Origin of the sequence: Chryseobacterium limigenitum (assembly GCF_900114875.1) — a bacterium.
In the GTDB taxonomy this organism is placed as follows: domain Bacteria; phylum Bacteroidota; class Bacteroidia; order Flavobacteriales; family Weeksellaceae; genus Chryseobacterium; species Chryseobacterium limigenitum.
Map to the genome: position 1 here is coordinate 263,731 of NZ_FPKW01000004.1, position 19,164 is coordinate 282,894.

The 19,164-nt window shown below is 33.7% G+C and carries 17 protein-coding genes; 11 read left to right on the plus strand and 6 right to left on the minus strand.

Going from position 1 to position 19,164, the window contains the following annotated elements; translation table 11 throughout:
- Positions 1-84 precede the first annotated feature (84 nt).
- From nrdD to BT156_RS07850, 3 genes are all read left to right on the plus strand, one after another.
- Positions 85-1,878 (plus strand): anaerobic ribonucleoside-triphosphate reductase, encoded by a 1,794-nt coding sequence (nrdD, locus tag BT156_RS07840; protein WP_072408855.1) that lies wholly within the window; start codon positions 85-87, stop codon positions 1,876-1,878.
- Positions 1,865-2,329: an anaerobic ribonucleoside-triphosphate reductase activating protein gene (gene nrdG / locus BT156_RS07845; protein WP_072408857.1), complete on the plus strand. Its 465-nt coding sequence runs from the start codon at positions 1,865-1,867 to the stop codon at positions 2,327-2,329. The genes nrdD and nrdG overlap by 14 nt, the downstream gene beginning before the upstream one ends.
- 96 nt (positions 2,330-2,425) lie before the next feature.
- On the plus strand, positions 2,426-3,112 hold the full coding sequence (locus tag BT156_RS07850; RefSeq protein ID WP_072408859.1) for a Crp/Fnr family transcriptional regulator: 687 nt from the start codon (positions 2,426-2,428) through the stop codon (positions 3,110-3,112).
- Between the two features lie 143 nt (positions 3,113-3,255).
- On the opposite strand, the gene BT156_RS07855 is transcribed toward BT156_RS07850, so the two are convergent.
- Positions 3,256-3,552: a DUF3817 domain-containing protein gene (locus BT156_RS07855; protein ID WP_072408860.1), complete on the minus strand. Its 297-nt coding sequence runs from the start codon at positions 3,550-3,552 to the stop codon at positions 3,256-3,258.
- Between the two features lie 1,338 nt (positions 3,553-4,890).
- On the opposite strand from BT156_RS07855, the gene BT156_RS07860 reads away from it, so the two are divergent.
- Positions 4,891-7,677, plus strand: coding sequence for a SusC/RagA family TonB-linked outer membrane protein (locus BT156_RS07860; RefSeq protein WP_072408862.1), 2,787 nt, complete (start codon positions 4,891-4,893; stop codon positions 7,675-7,677).
- 14 nt (positions 7,678-7,691) lie between these two features.
- Positions 7,692-9,104: a RagB/SusD family nutrient uptake outer membrane protein gene (locus BT156_RS07865; RefSeq protein ID WP_072408864.1), complete on the plus strand. Its 1,413-nt coding sequence runs from the start codon at positions 7,692-7,694 to the stop codon at positions 9,102-9,104.
- A gap of 53 nt (positions 9,105-9,157) precedes the next feature.
- Here BT156_RS07865 and BT156_RS07870 read toward each other — a convergent pair whose 3' ends face one another.
- Positions 9,158-10,180 (minus strand): T9SS type A sorting domain-containing protein, encoded by a 1,023-nt coding sequence (locus BT156_RS07870; protein WP_072408866.1) that lies wholly within the window; start codon positions 10,178-10,180, stop codon positions 9,158-9,160.
- Between the two features lie 94 nt (positions 10,181-10,274).
- On the opposite strand from BT156_RS07870, the gene BT156_RS07875 reads away from it, so the two are divergent.
- The gene (locus tag BT156_RS07875; RefSeq protein ID WP_072408868.1) at positions 10,275-11,441 is read left to right on the plus strand and encodes a cytochrome-c peroxidase; all 1,167 of its coding nucleotides are present in this window, start codon (positions 10,275-10,277) and stop codon (positions 11,439-11,441) included.
- A gap of 350 nt (positions 11,442-11,791) precedes the next feature.
- Positions 11,792-12,694, plus strand: coding sequence for a leucine-rich repeat domain-containing protein (locus BT156_RS07880; protein ID WP_072408870.1), 903 nt, complete (start codon positions 11,792-11,794; stop codon positions 12,692-12,694).
- A 79-nt stretch (positions 12,695-12,773) separates the two neighbouring features.
- On the opposite strand, the gene BT156_RS07885 is transcribed toward BT156_RS07880, so the two are convergent.
- The 3 genes from BT156_RS07885 to BT156_RS07895 all read right to left on the minus strand — a co-directional run bounded on the left by BT156_RS07885 (position 12,774) and on the right by BT156_RS07895 (position 16,230).
- A complete protein-coding gene (locus BT156_RS07885) occupies positions 12,774-13,601 on the minus strand; it encodes an IS5 family transposase (protein WP_072408871.1) in 828 nt (275 codons plus the stop codon).
- A 272-nt stretch (positions 13,602-13,873) separates the two neighbouring features.
- The gene (locus tag BT156_RS07890) at positions 13,874-15,241 is read right to left on the minus strand and encodes a serine hydrolase domain-containing protein (protein ID WP_170857281.1); all 1,368 of its coding nucleotides are present in this window, start codon (positions 15,239-15,241) and stop codon (positions 13,874-13,876) included.
- 155 nt (positions 15,242-15,396) lie between these two features.
- Positions 15,397-16,230, minus strand: coding sequence for a helix-turn-helix domain-containing protein (locus BT156_RS07895; RefSeq protein WP_072408875.1), 834 nt, complete (start codon positions 16,228-16,230; stop codon positions 15,397-15,399).
- A gap of 269 nt (positions 16,231-16,499) precedes the next feature.
- Between BT156_RS07895 and BT156_RS07900 the strand changes: the two genes are divergently transcribed.
- The 4 genes from BT156_RS07900 to BT156_RS21870 all read left to right on the plus strand — a co-directional run bounded on the left by BT156_RS07900 (position 16,500) and on the right by BT156_RS21870 (position 18,516).
- Positions 16,500-16,760 (plus strand): SemiSWEET family transporter, encoded by a 261-nt coding sequence (locus tag BT156_RS07900; protein ID WP_072408877.1) that lies wholly within the window; start codon positions 16,500-16,502, stop codon positions 16,758-16,760.
- A gap of 101 nt (positions 16,761-16,861) precedes the next feature.
- Positions 16,862-17,272 (plus strand): hypothetical protein, encoded by a 411-nt coding sequence (locus BT156_RS07905; protein WP_072408879.1) that lies wholly within the window; start codon positions 16,862-16,864, stop codon positions 17,270-17,272.
- 116 nt (positions 17,273-17,388) lie between these two features.
- Entirely contained in the window at positions 17,389-18,066 is a 678-nt protein-coding gene (locus BT156_RS07910; protein ID WP_072408881.1) for a type 1 glutamine amidotransferase domain-containing protein, read from the plus strand.
- Between the two features lie 240 nt (positions 18,067-18,306).
- Positions 18,307-18,516 carry a hypothetical protein gene (locus BT156_RS21870; protein ID WP_139255437.1) on the plus strand — a complete coding sequence of 70 codons (210 nt, stop codon included), beginning with the start codon at positions 18,307-18,309 and terminating at the stop codon, positions 18,514-18,516.
- A 327-nt stretch (positions 18,517-18,843) separates the two neighbouring features.
- On the opposite strand, the gene BT156_RS07920 is transcribed toward BT156_RS21870, so the two are convergent.
- The coding region (locus tag BT156_RS07920) for a transposase (protein WP_072408885.1) at positions 18,844-19,164 on the minus strand (321 nt) is incomplete at its 5' end.

Consider the following 19,164-nt stretch of genomic DNA (forward strand, 5'->3'; position numbering starts at 1 on the left):
ATAGCAGAGTAAAATTAAAATCTTAAAATAAATTTCGATTAATAAAATAGTAAAATACCTTAATATATTATTTAAATTTTAATTATGAAAAATAAATTCACCCGATTAACAGATGAACAGTTAGAAGTAAAATGTAACTTTATAGAAAACTACTTATTATCTTCAAATGCTGCGAGCGGAGCCTTATTCGATTCAAATGCCAATGTTTCCAATAAAAATATTGCAACTATGGAAGCGGAACTGAATAAGGATATTAATATTCAAGTTAACAGAAAACTTATTTCAAATAAAATTAAAGACCTTTTTGGTGATAATCTGGCAGTTGAATACATCAGACAATTGAATGATCATGAGATTTATGTACACGATGAAACCAGCTTAAAACCATATTGCGTGAGTGTTTCTATGTATCCATTACTTCTGGATGGATTAACAAAACTGGGAGGAGAATCTAAAGCCCCTAAGCATTTAGCTAGTTTTTGCGGTTCTTTTGTTAATTTCTTATTTTCAGTATCATCACAATTTGCCGGTGCTGTTGCTACCGTAGAATTTTTGTTGTACTTCGATTATTTTGCTAGAAAAGATTTTGGCGATGATTATATTATAGAGCATCAACAAGTTATTGAAAGTGAATTACAGCACGTTGTATATGCAATTAATCAACCAGCGGCAGCTAGGGGATATCAGTCGGTTTTTTGGAATATTTCTTTATATGATAGCTCATATTTTGAATCTATGTTTGGAACATTTGTTTTCCCCGATGGAAGCAAACCAAATTATTCTTCATTAGATAATTTGCAGCAATTTTTTATGCAATGGTTCAACAAAGAACGTTCAAAAGCCATTTTAACTTTCCCAGTGATTACCGTTGCAATGCTTACAAAGAATAAGAAAGTAGATGATGATTCTTTTGCCAATTTCTGCTCCAAAGAATTAAGCGAGGGCAATTCATTTTTTATCTATCAATCGGATAATGCAGATTCATTAGCGAGTTGCTGTAGATTGAGAAACGAAATTTCTGACCATACATTCAGTTATTCTTTGGGTGCGGGTGGTGTTTCTACAGGAAGTATCAATGTAATTACAATTAATATGAATCGGTTGGTTCAGAAAGGAATTTCTCTTGAAAATGTGATTGATAAAGTACATAAATATCAGGTGGCTTTCCGAAGTATTGTACAGGATTATAAAGATGCAGGAATGCTTCCTGTTTATGATGCAGGATTTATATCATTAGATAAACAATTTTTAACCATTGGTATTAATGGAATGGTTGAGGCCGCGGAGTTTCTGAGAATTGAAATCTCTAATAATGACAATTATAAAAAATTCGTCAATGAAAATCTTAAATTGATATACCATAAAAATAAAAAAGCAAAAGAAATTTATGGTTTTATGTTTAACACAGAATTTGTTCCGGCAGAAAATCTTGGTGTAAAAAATGCAAAATGGGATAAAAATGATTGGTTATATGTACCAAGAGACTGCTACAACTCTTATTTTTATATAGTTGAAGACAAAAGTCAAAATCTGATAGATAAGTTTTTCCTTCATGGCAAAGACTATATTCAATATCTTGATGGCGGCTCTGCATATCATTGTAATTTAGAAGAATATCCGAGCCAGGAAGGATTCAGAAAATTATTAGATGTTGCGGCTCATACAGGCTGTAATTATTTCTGTTTTAATATTAAAGTTACAGTTTGTAACGTATGTGGTTTTGTTAATAAGCAAACCGTACATTATTGTACAGATTGTAACTCATCTGATATCGATCATGCTACTCGAGTGATTGGCTATTTAAAGAAAATTACAAACTTTTCAAAAGACCGTCAAAAAGAAGAGAAAATAAGATATTACGGTAATGTTGAAGTATGATTCTTACGATATCGTATTACAGGAAATTCCTAATGAAATTTCACTTTGTTTTACCATCACAGGTTGCCAGTTAGCTTGTGATGGCTGTCATTCGGAGCATCTTTGGAATCCACAAAACGGAACAGATCTTACTCCAGACCTCTTTCATAGTCTGCTTGTAAAGTATCAGAAAGTAATAACGTGCATCCTTTTTATGGGAGGAGAGTGGCATGACCAAAAGTTACTTGAATTAATCTCAATAGCCAAGCAGCAAGAATTAAAGGTTGCATTATATACAGGACTTAATGAAAAACAAATCCGAAGAAAATATTTTGAATTATTGCAAAATTTAGATTTTATAAAAACCGGAAAATGGATACCCAGCCTGGGAGGATTAAATAAATTTAATACCAATCAAGAATTGAAAAATTTAAAATCCGGAGAAATTTTAAATAAGTATTTTATCAGGTAATAAATCTTTGTAACAGCTAAAAGGTAAGTTTTGACAACAATCTTTGCAAGTAAATAGGTATTGGTTTACATTTGTATCACAGCCTTTATTTTAATTATGAAAAAAAAATTAGGAGAGTGTGATCACAGTTGTTTTATGTGTAAAAATATATTAAAAGAATGGTGGGAAGCAATCGATATAAAAGGAAATAGTATCAACGTAAAAAAAGGACAGAAATTTATCAATGAAGGTAGTGAAATGCCTGGTGTGTTTTTTATACAAAAAGGATTTGTAAAAGTACATAAACATTGGGGCGATAGGGAAATGATTGTAAGGTTTACCAAGGAAGGAGAAATTGTGGGACACCGTGCAATTTCCTCTGAAAATTTATTATCTCCTATTTCGGCAACAGCAATGCAGGATTCTGTATTGTGTTTCATAGAGCTTAATTTTTTTAAGACTTTACTTAAAACCAATTCAACTTTTGCATATGAGCTTATGATGTTTTATGCAAATGAGTTGCTATGGTCTGAACAAAAAATGGGCAGCCTAGTGCATCTTTCAGTAAAGGAGCGCTTCTTAGTTAATCTTATTTACCTTATCAATTATTTTGGATTGGATGAAGAAAATATTTTGAAGATTGAACTAACAAAGACTGATTTAGCCGCCTATATAGGTAGTACTTACGAAACAGTTTATAGAACAATTTCAGAATTGGAGAATGATAAAATCATATCATTCCGTAATAAAATAGTTAAGATTATTAATCTTGAAAAATTAAAATTACATATCGCGAATACCTAAATGAAAATAATAATTAAAGTGTATTAAATAGTATGTTTTTTCAAATCATTTTAAGATTCCATAGCTGTGAAAGTTTATCCAAATCTTCCAGAAAAGTGTTCGAAAATTGAACCTCTGGGGTCGCAAGGCGGAAAAGACTTTTACTATAATTTTCCTTTTATTGAATATTCTTTTTCGAGTCTTTTATCGATCAGAAAAAGAATAAAAGGGAGAACAGATGCTGTAAGGTAGATGATTATTCTAATCAAGCTCCATCGATATTTCGAAGATGCTAATATAAGATATACAAAGAATACCAGAAATAAAATTCCATGAATCCATCCAAAATATTTGACAGCACTTGGAATATTGAAAAAATATTTTAAAGGCATTGCAATTAGGAGCAGAATTAAATAAGAAATACCTTCTATCACAGCTGTTTTTCTATACAGATTGATCATATTAATTATTTAGGTTTTCGTCGATTAAGAATGTTCTTACAATATTAATTGATTTCAATCGAATAACCAAAAGACCAAATTTATTACCTAGGCGGAATTTTAAGTCGTTAATAAAAATCATTAAACAATACTTGAATATAACGTAAATATTTCAAAAAGATATTAGCACAAATATCGTCCTATATAAATATTTAATAAAAAAACTGGAAAAAACTCAAATTTTTGTTTGCTGGTTTTCCATATTTTATTAATTTTGAGATAGTTATTATTGGTTTGAGACGTTTTGTCCCTTATTTGTCCCCCAGCCTAATTTTGATACCGTGAATAGGGAAATCTTAAGTTTTGTTTAGGATCTAAAATTTTTTTTTAATAATGTCATAATCTTTAATATCATAAGTTCTTTAAGTTCATTCAAATCTTATACAAAAGTGTTCATAAACTGAACCTCTGGAGTCTAGATTGTTATCAAAAACTTAATAACATATTAATTCTAAGTTTATTACTTGTTAGTTATAATAGATTTTAATTCATATAGTGGTTTTTAATCTAATTAATACTATTTAGACTGTCCGAATACATATTTCAGCCAATATATTTAACAAGATTTACAATAAAATCCTGTAAAGTTTTACAGTCAGTTCCCATAAAAAGTTTGTGAAATTGAAATGGTGCGTAGTAGCCAATAACAGCAAGCTTTTCTGACGAGAGGTCAGAATGAAGGTTTTGATTTGTGTAATCGATAACTTTTTTGTTCCTTCTGCTGTGTTCAGTATTGCATTAATAGAATTTTTGATAAAAACAAGATAACTTTATTCGCCGACTTTTTGATCATTTCTTAATCACCAAAGCTTTGACACCGTTTAGCTTTCGTAACATCAACCTACCATAAGCAAATTTCAAAGTTCTTGTTTGTATATGAGGCTATCCGATTTTCTAAAGCAAATATATTCCGTTGTCACTGCGGTAAAAAAATATTTTTGGGTATCCGGGATCGGAGATCCTAAAACCTCCGCAAAAAGATTTCAAGCTTTATCAATGTTCTTTCTAATTGTTTTTACGGAATTGATTGCAGTTTTCCTTGTGCCTGCCTGAATGGTAATCTGCATAGAAAAGTCAGAAACCTCACAAGATGCAAATGCATTTCGTTGAAATTTTAATCCATATTAATTTCTTCGTAATATCATCTTATCAGGTGTACGATCTTATAAAGAATGCTTTCATTATACAATCAATGATTCATATAGAAACATTTTTATTTTAACATTATTTAACCTATTTTTGCTGCTAAATTTATTAATTCTAAATAAAGAAGACCCTACGGTTTCTTAAGTCTTTCAAATGAAGAAATATGTTGCAAGTGCTTTGGTGGTATGTTCAATTTCATATGTAGATGCACAAAAAATAGCGGTAAAAAAGGATTCCGTCAAAACAGAAAATATAGAAGAAGTTGTTCTTACTTCATCATACGGAACTCAAAAGCTCAAAGAGGAAGTTGTGGGTTCAATCGTAACACTTACATCAAATGATATAGTTACCGCTCAGCCCTATGAAAGCTTAGACAAAATGATTGCCGGGCTTGCATCAGGAGTGCAGATAGGAAACAATAGCGAATTGGCAAAGCCTGTAAATATTAATATAAGAGGACTTGGATCATTGGTACCCCTTAACGGTTTTTTAGGAACATCCACACAACCACTTATTATTGTCGACGGGATTATAATAAGAGAAGACCAGCCATTTGACGAAGCTTTTTTTGATGGAGGAAGCAGTGCTGAAATGAACATAAATCCTTTGGCAAGATTCAATCCCGATAATATTGAGACTATAAATATTCTGAAAGACGCGGCGGCAGTTTCACTTTACGGTGCAGAAGCTGCTAACGGGGTAATATTAATTACTACAAAAAAAGGAAAAAGAGGAAAACCCTCTTATTCGATTTCCAGCCAGTACGGAGTTTCACAAAGCATTAATAAAGTGAAATATTTAAATGGACAGCAATATGCTCAACTTTTTAACGATTACAATAAAAATAACTCAGCAAGTGGAACAGGAAATTATCCATGGAATGGTACTGATGTCAATTGGTTTGATGTAATGAACAGCAATGGTGATTTTTTCAGAACCAACTTTTCGGTAAGTGGAGGGATGAAACATTTTAACTACCGAGTTGGTATAGATTACTCTAAAAATAATGAAGCTAAAATCATTAATTCACTTGAGAAAAAAGGCATTGATGCTACATTGGGTCTTGATTACGGAAAACTGAAAGTCAATTTATATGCAGCATTCAACAACTTATACAAGTTTCAGCCCAATACGTATTTCAATTTCATTTTAGCACCTGATAGACCTGTTTATGATGCAAGTGGTAATTTTTCTCTTTCAGGAAATGCTGGTATTCCTAATCCTTTGGCAGCAGCTTACCAAAACATAAGTGATGTCGATAACAATTCTTTACTTTCAAGCCTGAATGTAAATTATGAATTATTTAAAAATTTTAAGATCAACACGTTATTTGGTGTTGATATATCAGATAAAACAAACAGAGACTGGAAATCGGGATTAAACCAAAGTGGAATAGCAAATAAGGTCAATGGTAGAAGCCGTGTATCGCTCTCAGATGCTTCAAAATGGAATTTGAGTACCAACTTATCTTATGAACGAAACTTTGCCGAAAAGCACCATATTGACGTAATTGCAGGAGCTGAAATAAGGCAGGATCAGGATTTTAAAGAAGTGCATAACGGGACAAATTTTGTAGTATTTGATACCTATCAAGATCCTTCATTGGCTTTAAATACTTTGACATACAGAAGCTTGACACAGAAGAATAGTGGCAGAAGCTTTTTTGGACAGCTCAATTACGATTACAAGAAAAAATATTTTTTCTCAGGAAGCTTGAGAAGAGATGAAAGCTCCACATTCGGTCCTGATACCAACGCCTCTTTTAACGGAGGATTGGGTACATCATGGGTAATTACCAACGAAAACTTTATGAGTAGGCAATCTGTTATCAGTTTTCTAAGAATACGTACATCTTATGGAATGACAGGGAATTCTCGAATTGGCAGCTATCGTTCTTCAGGGTTGTACAATATTTATCAAAATGGATTCGATTACGATTTTCCGTATTCATATCCTGATTCTTCTTCTCCGCCCAACCGACTTCTTTCGTGGGAGAAAAATGAGAAATGGAACATTGGTCTGGATTTCAGTTTGTTTAACAAAGTTGATTTCACTGTAGAAGCTTTTAGAAATAATCTTTCAGACATGGTTGTATCTCGTGACATTCCACTGGAAAGTGGATATTCATCGGCAGAGATCAACGGTGGTGCAATGTATAATCAGGGAATAGAGTTTTCGATGAGGGCGAAGTGGATTAATAAATCTAATTTCAGATGGAATAGCAATTTTAATATTTCTTCTGTTCAAAATAAAGTGACAGACCTTATTGGTCTTGGAGATGATTACTCGGTGGCGGCACTCGCAAGAGCGCAAAAAATAGGGTCATCTACTTCAGCGATTTGGGGCTATCAATGGTTAGGTGTAAACCCCTCCAATGGACAAGATATGTATTTGGTCAACGGAGAGGCGAAGGATGCCAATCAATTTACTCCGAAGGCATCAGATTATTCAATTATTGGTAATTCTCAGCCTGATTTGATTGGAGGTTTTAGCAACTCTTTCAATTACAAAAAATTTAGTTTATCATTTTTAATCAATTTTGAAATCGGTGGTGATGTGCTGACTCAGGGTGAACTGATTGATAAATACAGTATACTTTTTAATCGGAATATGAGTGTAAATGCTTTGGACTATTGGCAGAACCCTGGTGATATTGTAAGCAACAGAAAGCCGACAAATAAAGCTGTAATTGCCAACAGTACGAAATATATTTATGATAATACCCATGTCAAACTTCAGAATATCAATTTCAGTTATCAGCTACCATTAGATCATATCAAAAACAGTTTTATTAAAAACGCAAGCATCTTTTTAGACTGTACAAATGTTTTGTATTGGTATAAGCAAAAGTCTCCTGCAGACAAAAACGGCATCAGGGAATTCAGGTATCTTTATCCAGAGATGAGAACTTTCAGTTTTGGTTTTAAAGCTAATTTTTAAATTATCCGAGTATTATGAAAAAAACAATATTTCTCATCATATCAATAGTAACATTATCTTCTTGTAGTGATTTTCTGAGAACAGAACCTGTTGAGAAAATTTCTATAAATGAGCAACTTTCAACTAAGCAAGGGGTATTGGAATCTCTCAATGGAGCATATTATCAATTAAGGAATACTTACTTTTCGGAAGCAAATTTTGTTTACGGAGATCTGCTGTCAGGAAATTTAAAATTCAGCCCGCAGAACTCAGGTGTTGTTGCTCAGGATATTTCTGTAAACCTCATTTACAACTTTGAGGATCAAAGCTTCGCAAGCAATCTTTCTTATTTTTATTCTGATATGTATCAGATAATCAATAATACGAATTTGATATTGCAGTATACCAATCAGCTTACCGATGCAACGCCTGCAGAAATGAGCGAGATCAAAGCAGAAGCTTTTGCTATACGTGCATTTGCCCATTTTCAGCTCTATAAATATTATGCTCAGAATTATACCTTCACCACAGATGCGTCACATCTTGGAATTGTGTATAACACCCAACCGCTGAAAGCTGGTGTTGATTATCCTCAGCGAAAAACTACTGCTGAAGTATTTGTTCTTCTTGAAAATGATATACAGCAGTCGTTGAGTTTATTTCAACCGATTCATGCAATACCCGCAGGACAAAAAAAGAATTTTATGAATTCTGATGCAGTAAAATTGCTTGGAGCTGAAATTGCTTTATGGAAAAATGATTGGCAGAAAGCATACAGCTATGCTGATGATTTAATTAATACGACAACACTAACTCTTACCCCGGCTTCTGCTGTTTCCACAGATTGGGCTGTTTCAGAGTCTGTATTCGAAATTGCTAATAGTTCAACCGGTGAGTTTCCTGCTGGATTAGTTTACAATTATGTTAGTTCAGCGACTAAATCAAGTTACAATGCTTCTACGGATGTTTACAATTTGTTTACATCCAGTGACAATAGGAAAAATTTGATGGAGACACAGAATTTAAAAACAGGGACTACAGCCACATCAACGAATTTACCTTATTATTTCACAAAAAAATATAAGCTTCAAACAGGCAGCCTCATCTACCGTTTGTCTCTTGCCTATTTTATAAGAGCAGAAGCTGCTTTACGGTCAGGAAATTCACAGCAGGCATTGTCGGATATTAATCTCATTAGAAACCGAGCAGGAATTTCAGCATTATCTTCAGTGAATATCGATATTTTGCTTGAAGAGAAAAGGAAAGAATTTGTATTTGAAAATCAGTATTTTTTCGATCTGATCAGAAACCATAAAAATATTATTAGAAATGATGGTTGCATTTCAACCAATTGCAATCCTTCCTATCCTAACAATAAGTTTGTGGTACCTATACCTCAGGCTACAATCAATATCAATTCAAATATGCAGCAGAATCCTGGTTACTAAATCGTAAAAAAAGCCTGTTGTCTTATAACAGGCTTTTGTTCATCTCTTTAAAATTACTTTTTTATAATTTTAACTGTCGATTTAATCTTTCCATTACTGATGATCACAAAATAAGCACCCTTCGCTAACATTGAAACATCAACAATATTATTTGTCTTAAAAGTTCCTTTTTTAACCAAGTTACCAGCTAGACTGTAAATCTGAATTTGTGCCTCGTCTTTCGTTAATAACTTAAAGTGATTATCTACCAAGGTATTTGAAATTAGAAGATCATCATTTTTCAAGAATTCATTTGCTGACAGACTGCCTGAATTGATTACTTCATTCCACGAATTTCCCAGTCTTAATTCATCAATCTCAATATTTCCAATATTATTGGCTTGTCGTAAAGCTACACTAGCTACCTGAGTTAGTTTTGAAGAGGTTCCGAAAGCACTTGTGTGCGTAGGAGTGCCTTCAGCTGCAATTGCAGGATTGATCCATAAGCTGGTTTGACCATTTGTTCCCGTCATGTCGTATTTTAATACAACCAGATAGGTAGTCCCTGATTGATAATCAGTTGGAGCCGAACCGCCATAAATATCATTAACCGTCGTAGTTCCACCCGTATTATTCAGTATTCCGATATTAAAAGTATTTGGTGAAGATCCTTTTCTCAGAGATAATCTGGACACGATTCCTGTACTTCCTAAGTCATTCCCAAATAATGCAGAAAAATGCATAAAATATCCTGGTGCAGTTGCGGTTGTATTAGCAGCCAATGTTCCAACATCTGTTACTTTCATCAGAAATGATATATAAGCTGTAGTTAAGACCGGTTGCGCAAATGCCAAATTAACATCTTCAGTTTGAGTAGATGTAAGATAAGCCCTATTTCCAACAGGAGAAGGTATGCCTGTATAATTCAAACTGTTACCAATATCTGATGCTGTTTGTAAAGTTGATTGTTGGCCTAATGTTCCACTATGCGATGTCCATCCGTTCGAAGATAATGCACCGACATAATTAAAACTATGATATTGTGCGGACAAAATTAAAGATCCCACCAGTCCTAATAAGGTAAATGTCTTTCTCATAAGTATTATTTAAAATTAGTCTAAACAAAATTAATCATTATAGATTCAAAAAGAAGCATTAGAATCATTAATTTTGCTGAAAAATATCATTTAAATGAAGAATATTTGGAGTTGGATTTTGATTATTGTTATTTCTGTTTTCGTATTCAATAATTGTCTGCAAAAGAATGTATATAATGAAATGTCTAAAGATCAATCGTTTATAGATAAACTAAGAAGTATATATTCTTCGGGTAACTCATCTACATGGCCTAAACCCACTCTTGACAGTAAGGCTGTTCCTCATTTTTCTGAAATAGGTCATCTCCCAAAAATTGAGTATCCTTTAGACAATCCTTATTCTTCAGAAAAAGCATTGCTTGGCAAAACTTTGTTTTATGACCCAAGATTATCAGGATCAAACCAGATAGCTTGTGCTTCGTGCCATGACCCGGAGTTAGCGTGGACGGATAATAAGACTTTTTCTTTTGGGCATGACCGACAGCTGGGTTCACGAAATGCGATGACTATCATGAATATTGCCTATGCAACATCTCTCTTTTGGGATGGCAGAGCAGAAAGTATTGAAAAGCAATCACACATGCCTATTGAAGATTTGAAGGAAATGAATGAGCACATTGATATTGCTACAGATAAGATTGCAAAAATAAAAGGCTATGAAATACTTTTTGAAAAGGCATTTGGCAGTGGAAAAGTGACCAAGGAAAAAATTGCGAAAGCAATTGCTACTTTTGAAAGAACTTTAGTTAGTCCTCAAAGTAAATTTGATAAATTTATTGATGGCCAGTCGAGTCTTTTTAGCGACAACGAAGTGATGGGACTGCATTTATTCAGAACAAAAGCTCAGTGTATCAATTGCCACAACTCGGGCTACTTTTCAAACAATCAATTTGAAAATGACGGCACAGCTCTTTTAGGTTCTAAACAACAGGATTTGGGTAGATACTTAGTAACCAGAAATCCTGATGATGCAGGTAAGTTCAGAGTTCCGACATTGAGAGAGGTCACCCGAACAGGCCCATGGATGCATAATGGAGCATTTACACCATTGAGAGATATTCTTACTTTCTACAATAACGGCAGCCCCGAAGCTCCTAAGAAAAAATCCACTGTGTATCAAGGAATTACTTTACATTCAAAAAAATCTGAAATGCTAAGGCCACTCAACCTAACTGTGAAAGAAATAGAACAGCTAGAGGCTTTTCTTGGAACCTTAAGTACGAGAATGCAGAGGCTGACACCACCAAAGCTGCCTGAATAAGACTGAAAAATTTGTTAGTAGATCAAAGTACAAGTTAAAAGGTGATAGCTTACGCATCTTGAAGTTTTTATTTTCTTTAAGATAGTTTTAATCTGATAATTTACTGCTGGAATTACTCATCACTGTTCGATTAAGCTATCGATATTTAAGTAATATTAAATTTCTTCAAATCTAAACTTATGCTGAGCTCGAAAAAACTAAATTTTTAGTTGGATTAAAATGTTTTACAAGCTTGAAAGCTATGCAGATTGTTCAAATTTCGTAAATTAGTGTTAGTCAAAATAAATTGACCATTCATATTATCTCATGCAGAAATATTAATTGTTTCACATCAACTCAAATCAAAAAATATGGCTCTTAAAAAATTAAGAATTGAAAATCCACAAGAATTAAAAAGTCTCTTCATAGATAAAGCAAGTGATTATGAGGAAATAGATTTTAATATGATTTCCCAGATTGAGGAGTTGGGATTTGCCAGTAAAAAAGATTACTATATTCCAGATGAGTTGGTTTCATTAAAAAATCTAAAAAAGCTGAGTGCAAACAATCATTGTCATCTTCCTGCAAATATTGATCAGTTCCAGTCCTTAGAAGAACTTTATGTAAGCGAAGAAGCGATTTACAATGTTCCAGATTCCATCAAGAAAATCAAGTCTCTCAAAGACCTGAGAATTGTTTTTGATCCTAAAAATAATGAACCACAGATCTCCCCTGAATGGATTTTTGATGTAAAAAACGTTGAAAAGTTAACAATGTCCTATTGTAGATTTTCGGAGATTAAGATTAATAATGAAAATGCCAATCAGCTTGAAGAAATAGATTTTAGCTGTTCTTTGTCTGATCTTAAAATGTTTCCTGACCTTTCATCTTTGAAAAATGTGAAGAAGCTCAATCTGAGTGCCGAAACTGTTATGGGTCAAAAAATACCACCGTATGAACTCTTCGGGCAAATGCTTGACAGTATTAAAAATTTGGAACAGATCGAAGAGTTGGATATATCTTTTTGGAAACCAAAGAAAAAGTCGGACTGGCTTGTAATAAAAGATCGTAAAGTATCAATACCAGATGTTTTTAATCGTTTTCCAAATCTATTTAGATTATCGATTGCAAATATGAAGATCGATTTTGTTCCCGACTCTATACTAGGACTAACGAAATTGAGGGAACTGCAGATTCAGGGCAATAATTTTGACAAGGATGAAATAGCAAGAATCAAAACTAACCTGCCTAAGTGTGGTGTCCAAAATTATTAAAGGTCATTAATAAATAATTTCATTTATTAATGAATATTAGGAGTCATTGTAATAGTTTTAATACGATTTAATAATGAAGTCATCTCGACTTTCTTTTTTTTAATTTCCTAACAGCAATACCGATAAAAGCTAAATAATTAAATCCTATCCAGCTTGTTACTGTGGTGTCAAATCGGTTAAGTATTGATCTGAAGCTATCAAGCCAAGCATTAGTTCTTTCTATGGCATACCGCTCTTTGTACAATTGATGATCAAAGTAATGGTTATTTTCTGCATCTGAGTTTCTTTTATTGTGAGCAATATTAGCTATTATTCCCAATTCTAAAGCTTTCGACCGTAAGTTTTCAGCATCAAATCCTGCATCGAAATTCAGGAAAAGTCCGTCGAGTAAAATACCGGATTGTTGTAAGAAATCTGTTATTTCTGCAAAATGCTTTTCAATATTAAATAGATCATTGTGATTTCCACACACAGGTATCGACATAGCTAAAGGTAATCCGTTTCTATCCGTCAGATATATAGCATTAGTTGTTTCGCGCTTCTTCCTGCCCTGATAACCAACTGCTTCACCTCCCTTTAACGCTGGTGTGTGACTGCCGTCTACATCTCCACTGGATAAATCAATTTTTGATTTATTCTTTTGTAAAATGCCACTCCAACAAGCTTTCCATATTCCGGCTTTACACCATTGACGATAATAGCCAAAAACCGTTTTATAATGAAGAGCCTCTTTACTAAATAATTCTAGTACCGGTAAAAGATACCATTGAAGGCCTGTTTTAAGTTTATATAAAATGCAGTTAATAATCTCGCAAATAGGAACTTTGGATTTAAAACCTCGTTTTCCAATGGGAATATAAGGCACGATTTCTAATTCTATTGTATCTTTGCTTAGTACTCTGTACAAGGGATAGGATTTTTTTTAGTTTAGCGACACTAATTTCCGAATCCCTTTTTTTATTTCAAATAACAAATAAATGTTTCTTTAAGTCAAGATGACTTCAATATATAGAAAGTTTAAAATCATTGCATGATTGATTAATTTAGAAATTTAAATTAAAGTATCTTCTTTTATAAAAACATTTTCTATAACCCATAACTGACAGAAAAATATGGCAAAGCTTCCGTTTACAAAGGCTTATCATAAAAGATCAACAAAAACTTATTTATTAGAAGTAGCTACTTAATCAGCAATTTATATTTTATTTGAGCATTCTGGTCTTCCGGTTCTTTTTCAATGTATAACTTTAGATATTCAATCGCCTGTTTTTTTTGACCTGAGAACCTATATGCCTCACTGATGTAATAATAACCATTGGTTGAGTTTGGGAAAAGGTGAATATTTAACTTAAATAAATCTATTGCCTGATTCGTCTTTTTTTCAAACAAGAACTTACAACCATATCGTTCAATCAGATTTTCTCTTAATGAATATTTCTCTGAATTTTGTTCTATTTCCTTAATGCCGGCTTCATAACCTTTGTTGGATATGGCCTTAATTATATTTTTGGTATAAAAGAAATTGTCAATTGAGGGTGCTGAACCTACTAATTGTTTTTTGATAAGATTACTCGCTTCCCAATAATTTTCGACTTCTCCGTTGGTTAGAATGACGACAGTATAGCCCAAATCCGGATAGATCATCAGTTCGCAAGCAATACCATCGTGTCCACCGGTATGTCCAAAGATGCGTTGCCCGTTGATTTTGTTTTCTTCAAATCCGTAGCCGTACATTCCTTCTGTGTACTTCACTTTGCCTGATGTACAAAGGGTAATACTCTCTTTATTCAATAAAATATTGTTTTGTAAAGCATTGGCGAAATTCAACAAATCATCAGCCGTTGAATAGCCTCCACCAGCAGGCGTTCCTTTGGCTAAATTTGAGTAAATATTATTTTTCCATTGTCCAGGTTCTTCCAATGACATGGTGTAGCCGGTCGCCAAATTTGGAATCGCATGATCCAATTCATAAGCATCCGTATTAATCATTTTTGCAGGTTGATAGACATGTTCTTTTACGTAATCAAAATAATTCTGACCCGACAATTTTTCAATAATCAATCCTAAAACCATATATCCGGAATTGCTGTAGTAGAAGTCACTACCTGGCGCAAAGGCTAGTTTCTTATCTACAAACAACGGAAGATAATCAGCAACTGTTTTGAAATTTACTTTTGCAAGCTTGTCATAATCCTCCCAAAAACTGCGCATTCCAGAAGTGTGCGTCAATAAATGATGGATGGTCACCGAGTCGGCAACTGTTTTATTTGGATAATCTGTGAGATATTGACCTACTTTATCCTGAATCGAAATTTTCCCGGATTCTACCAATTGCATAATAGCGATTGCTGTGAACATCTTGTTGATGGAAGCTAAATTGAACTTCGTGTCCGGTTTATTTTTAACGCGGTCCGGCAAATTGGAAAAACCAAAGGCTTCTCTATAGATTGGTTTGCCATCTTTTGCAATAAGAACGACCCCGCTTAGGTTATTTTCTTTTTCAAGAATTTTTAAGTGAGACTTTATCGGGTCAATGATGTTTTTCAAATTTTGTGATCGGAGCACAATAGGTTGTAAAAGAGCTATGAAGAAAACAGCTGTGATAAAATAGATTTGACGAATGGTCATAGGGTTTTTCTTTATTATTAAGTGACAAAACTACTTTAAGCCGAAAAGGAAAAATTGTACAATTGTAAACCTGCCTATAAAAACAGCCAATGAATTTGTTTTTTTTCCAGCGCCGTCGTTTTTTCAAAGAAAACCTTGGGAGAAAACCCTGTCACAGATTTGAATTCCCTGATCATATGCGACTGGTCAAAATAATCAACACCATAGGCGATATTCGTTAAGTTATTTCTTGCGGTATTTGATGTGTATTTGTTGACGGCATTTCTAAATCTAAGTATCTTTTTGAATTGAGACGGTGTTTTGCAGATATGTCTGATAAAGTGTTTGTTCAAGGTGGTACGCGAAACAGCATTTTTTTCGCACAGTTCGGTAATGGTTAAAGCGTCATTTTCATCACCCATCATTTCAGACAAAACAGTCTCAAGGAAATTGTGCTGAAATCCTATTAATTTGGATAACCAATAGTTTTCAACAGCCTCTACTTTTTCGGTTTCATTTTGCAAAGAAAGAATGTCGATCATCGCTTTTCTATAATCTTCAAAAGGTGAAAATTCAGAAAAGTTGGAGCTGTTGTAATGGTTTAAGTCGTGCTCCAAAAATGCATTGATGGCCAATGGTTTGAAATAGATGGTGATTTCGTTTGCTTTCCCTTCGTATTGCACGTACACCGGTTTATTGAAATCAGATACTAAATTGGTTTCCACCTCATTGTCATCGCATTGCCCGATGAGCAATTGATTGCCTTGAGTGGTCGCTCTTGATCTTTCACTGCTTGATACAATGGTGAAAATAGAGGGGAAGGTGATGTATTTAGCGGGTTCTTCTTCAGCGGTATGGGTAAGTATATAAATACACTCAATATATTTTTTAAGTAAAGGATTGGAAGGGAAATAAACTTTTATTTTCATAGGTTGTAATTCTGCTTTAGAGACCAACTAATTGTTTGTACACATATTTCGCTAGATAAGAATTTATTTGTAGTTACGGAGCCTTTTGTCTTGTACAATTAGATCACTAAAATTACCACAAATTTCACAGTGTGATAAGTAATAAGATTTCAAGTCTAAGCGTCTTTCAGAATGGAGAGAAGACAAGGTCAATAACTGCTAGATTTTCACTGATTTTCTTACTGGCATGATAATTTCAATTTTTCATATCATTATAAAAATTAGATAGGATGGATGGAAAGTTTATGAAAGTATTAGGATGGATAGCAACAGTGACTGCAATGGCGATGTATTTTTCATATATTCCACAGATTGCTCATAATTTAAACGGAGATAAGGGTGATTGGCTGCAACCTTTGGTTGCTGCGATCAATTGCACGCTTTGGGTGACCTATGGCTACATTAAAAAACCTAATAGTGACTGGCCGATAGTCGTGGCGAATTCACCGGGTATATTCTTTGGTCTTTTTGCATTCATTACTGCATTATAAAATAGACAAGAATTATAAAATATTTGATGGAATAATAGGACAAGGTGATTTTAAAATGGCTCAATTTATGCAATTAAGCATAGTACCAAAATAGATAGAATATGTATAAGAAAATTCTTGCAGGCTTAGGAGGCGCAATCGCCCTTAACCTTGTCCATGAGATCATCAGAAAAAACTTTGATAATGTTCCTGAAGTGAATAAAGTAGGAGAGGAAGCGTTGAATAAAACATTGGAAACAATTGATTTAAAGATCACTGATCAGGATCAGCTCTATGGTGTAACATTGGCCGGAGATGTTTTAAGCAACGGTATCTATTATGCTACGACAGCAACGAGCGGTTTTAATATTGCTTCTGGATTGGCTGCTGGTTTAGGAACTGTTATGCTTCCACAAAAGATGGGTCTTGATGATTCCCCAGTTGCGGAAACCAATCAGAAGAAAATCATGACAGTCGGGTATTATCTCTTTGGTGCCATCGTGACCAAGCTGATCTACGACAAGATAAAATAATCTCCTGCTAAGACTAAAAAATGTGATTTGGATCACACAGGAATAGTGAGCCAAGTCCTGTTTTTTAAAGACAGATAATGTCAACTTTGTAGTATTCAATTAAAGAAATATTAAAAATGAGCAAAAAAGTTTTATTCGTACTTACGAGTCACGACGAATTAGGTAACACCGGTTTGAAGACCGGATTCTGGACAGAAGAATTAGCAGCTCCCTATTATGCTTTGTCTGATAAGGGTGTTGAGATCACCCTGGCATCTCCAAAAGGAGGTCTTCCACCAATTGATCCAAAAAGTGAAGATACTTCATCTCAAACGGAGGTAACACGAAGAATGGATAATGATGAGGTATTACAGGATAAATTAAAAAGTACACACAAATTATCTGAAGTCAAAAGCGAAGATTATGATGCTGTATTTTATCCCGGAGGTCACGGTCCGTTATGGGATCTTGCTGAAGATAAGATTTCACAACAGTTAATTGTTGATTTTTATTCTAATGACAAACCTATAGCGTTCGTTTGCCACGCACCCGGTGTTCTGAAGGATGTAAAAATAGATGGCGAATATCTGGTCAATGGTAAAAATGTTACAGGATTTACAAATACTGAAGAGGAAGCTGTCCAATTGACGGATGTTGTTCCTTTCTTAGTTGAAGATATGTTAAAAAAGAATGGTGGCATGTACAGTAAAATAGAAGATTGGAGTCCTTATGCAATTGTGGACGGAAGATTGATCACAGGACAAAATCCTGCTTCTTCTGAAAAAGTTGCCGAAGAACTACTGAAGCTTATCTAAGTAGATAATCAATTAAAGATTTTTTTAAATACAAAAGCGGCTTTTTGCCGCTTTTGTATTTAAAAAACTTTCACAATTTCAGAAATTCTCTTTCTTGAAATTAAAACTATCTCCCATTATTTCCAGAAGGGTTTTATGATTCTGCTTTTTTTATGACTTAGAAACAAGAGAATAATAGTCGCAATAAAGCAAAACAGGGTTGCCTGAATACTACCCTCTGGACCAAAATTTCCTCCTGTAATGATTGCAAGAAACTCAGGTGATGAGCAAATCTTTTTAATGATTTTTGCTATCTGCAAACAATATTCTACTATTAACTTTAAGCTTGAAGAATCTTTAGAAGCATCACTTTTATTTTCTGCCTTAACATCATGTTTAAGTGTGAGTCCGACAGAAAAACTAAGCGAATTAGAACGAATAGATCTCAAAGATTTACTAAGTATAAAATAAAATTTATTGTTTATCTGTAAATGATCAACACGATTAAAAATGATCGAAGTTGTTTGCCAACTTCGATTGGCAAATACAACTTTAAGTAATTTTGCTAATAAATGATAAAAGCGGAATCAAATGTTCGATTGTAGTCCCTCTCATTCCGCCAGTTGGGGAACCAAAATAAGCTAAAACGCTGTAAACATCACTGTTTACAGCGTTTTTTTGTTTTTGCGCTAATATCAAAGAAAAATCAAAATAGGTCACGATTCATATGCCATCAAATTTCAATTCATTGATAATACTTTTTAAGAGATACTATGGATCAATCTCAAAACTTGGGGACTAGGCAAAAAGTTTAGACAACCTGAAGAGGAAAAATGCTTTATCCCGCACGCCTCTTAATTGTACTCTGAAGTTTTTTATTTTAGCATTGAAAGACTCGGCGGAAGCATTCGTGCTTCTTCTTTCAAAATAATTGAGAATCTCATTGTAATGATTCATTATGGTTTTTCTGAGCACTGAGAAAGCTTTAAATCCTGATTCTTCCACCTCTTTAAACCAATGTGCCAATTTCAACAGTGCAACGGATTTTTGAATGTTTTGATTGTAAATTTTCCTCAGGCCATCAGATAAATTGTACGCTTTTTCTAAATCAGGATATTG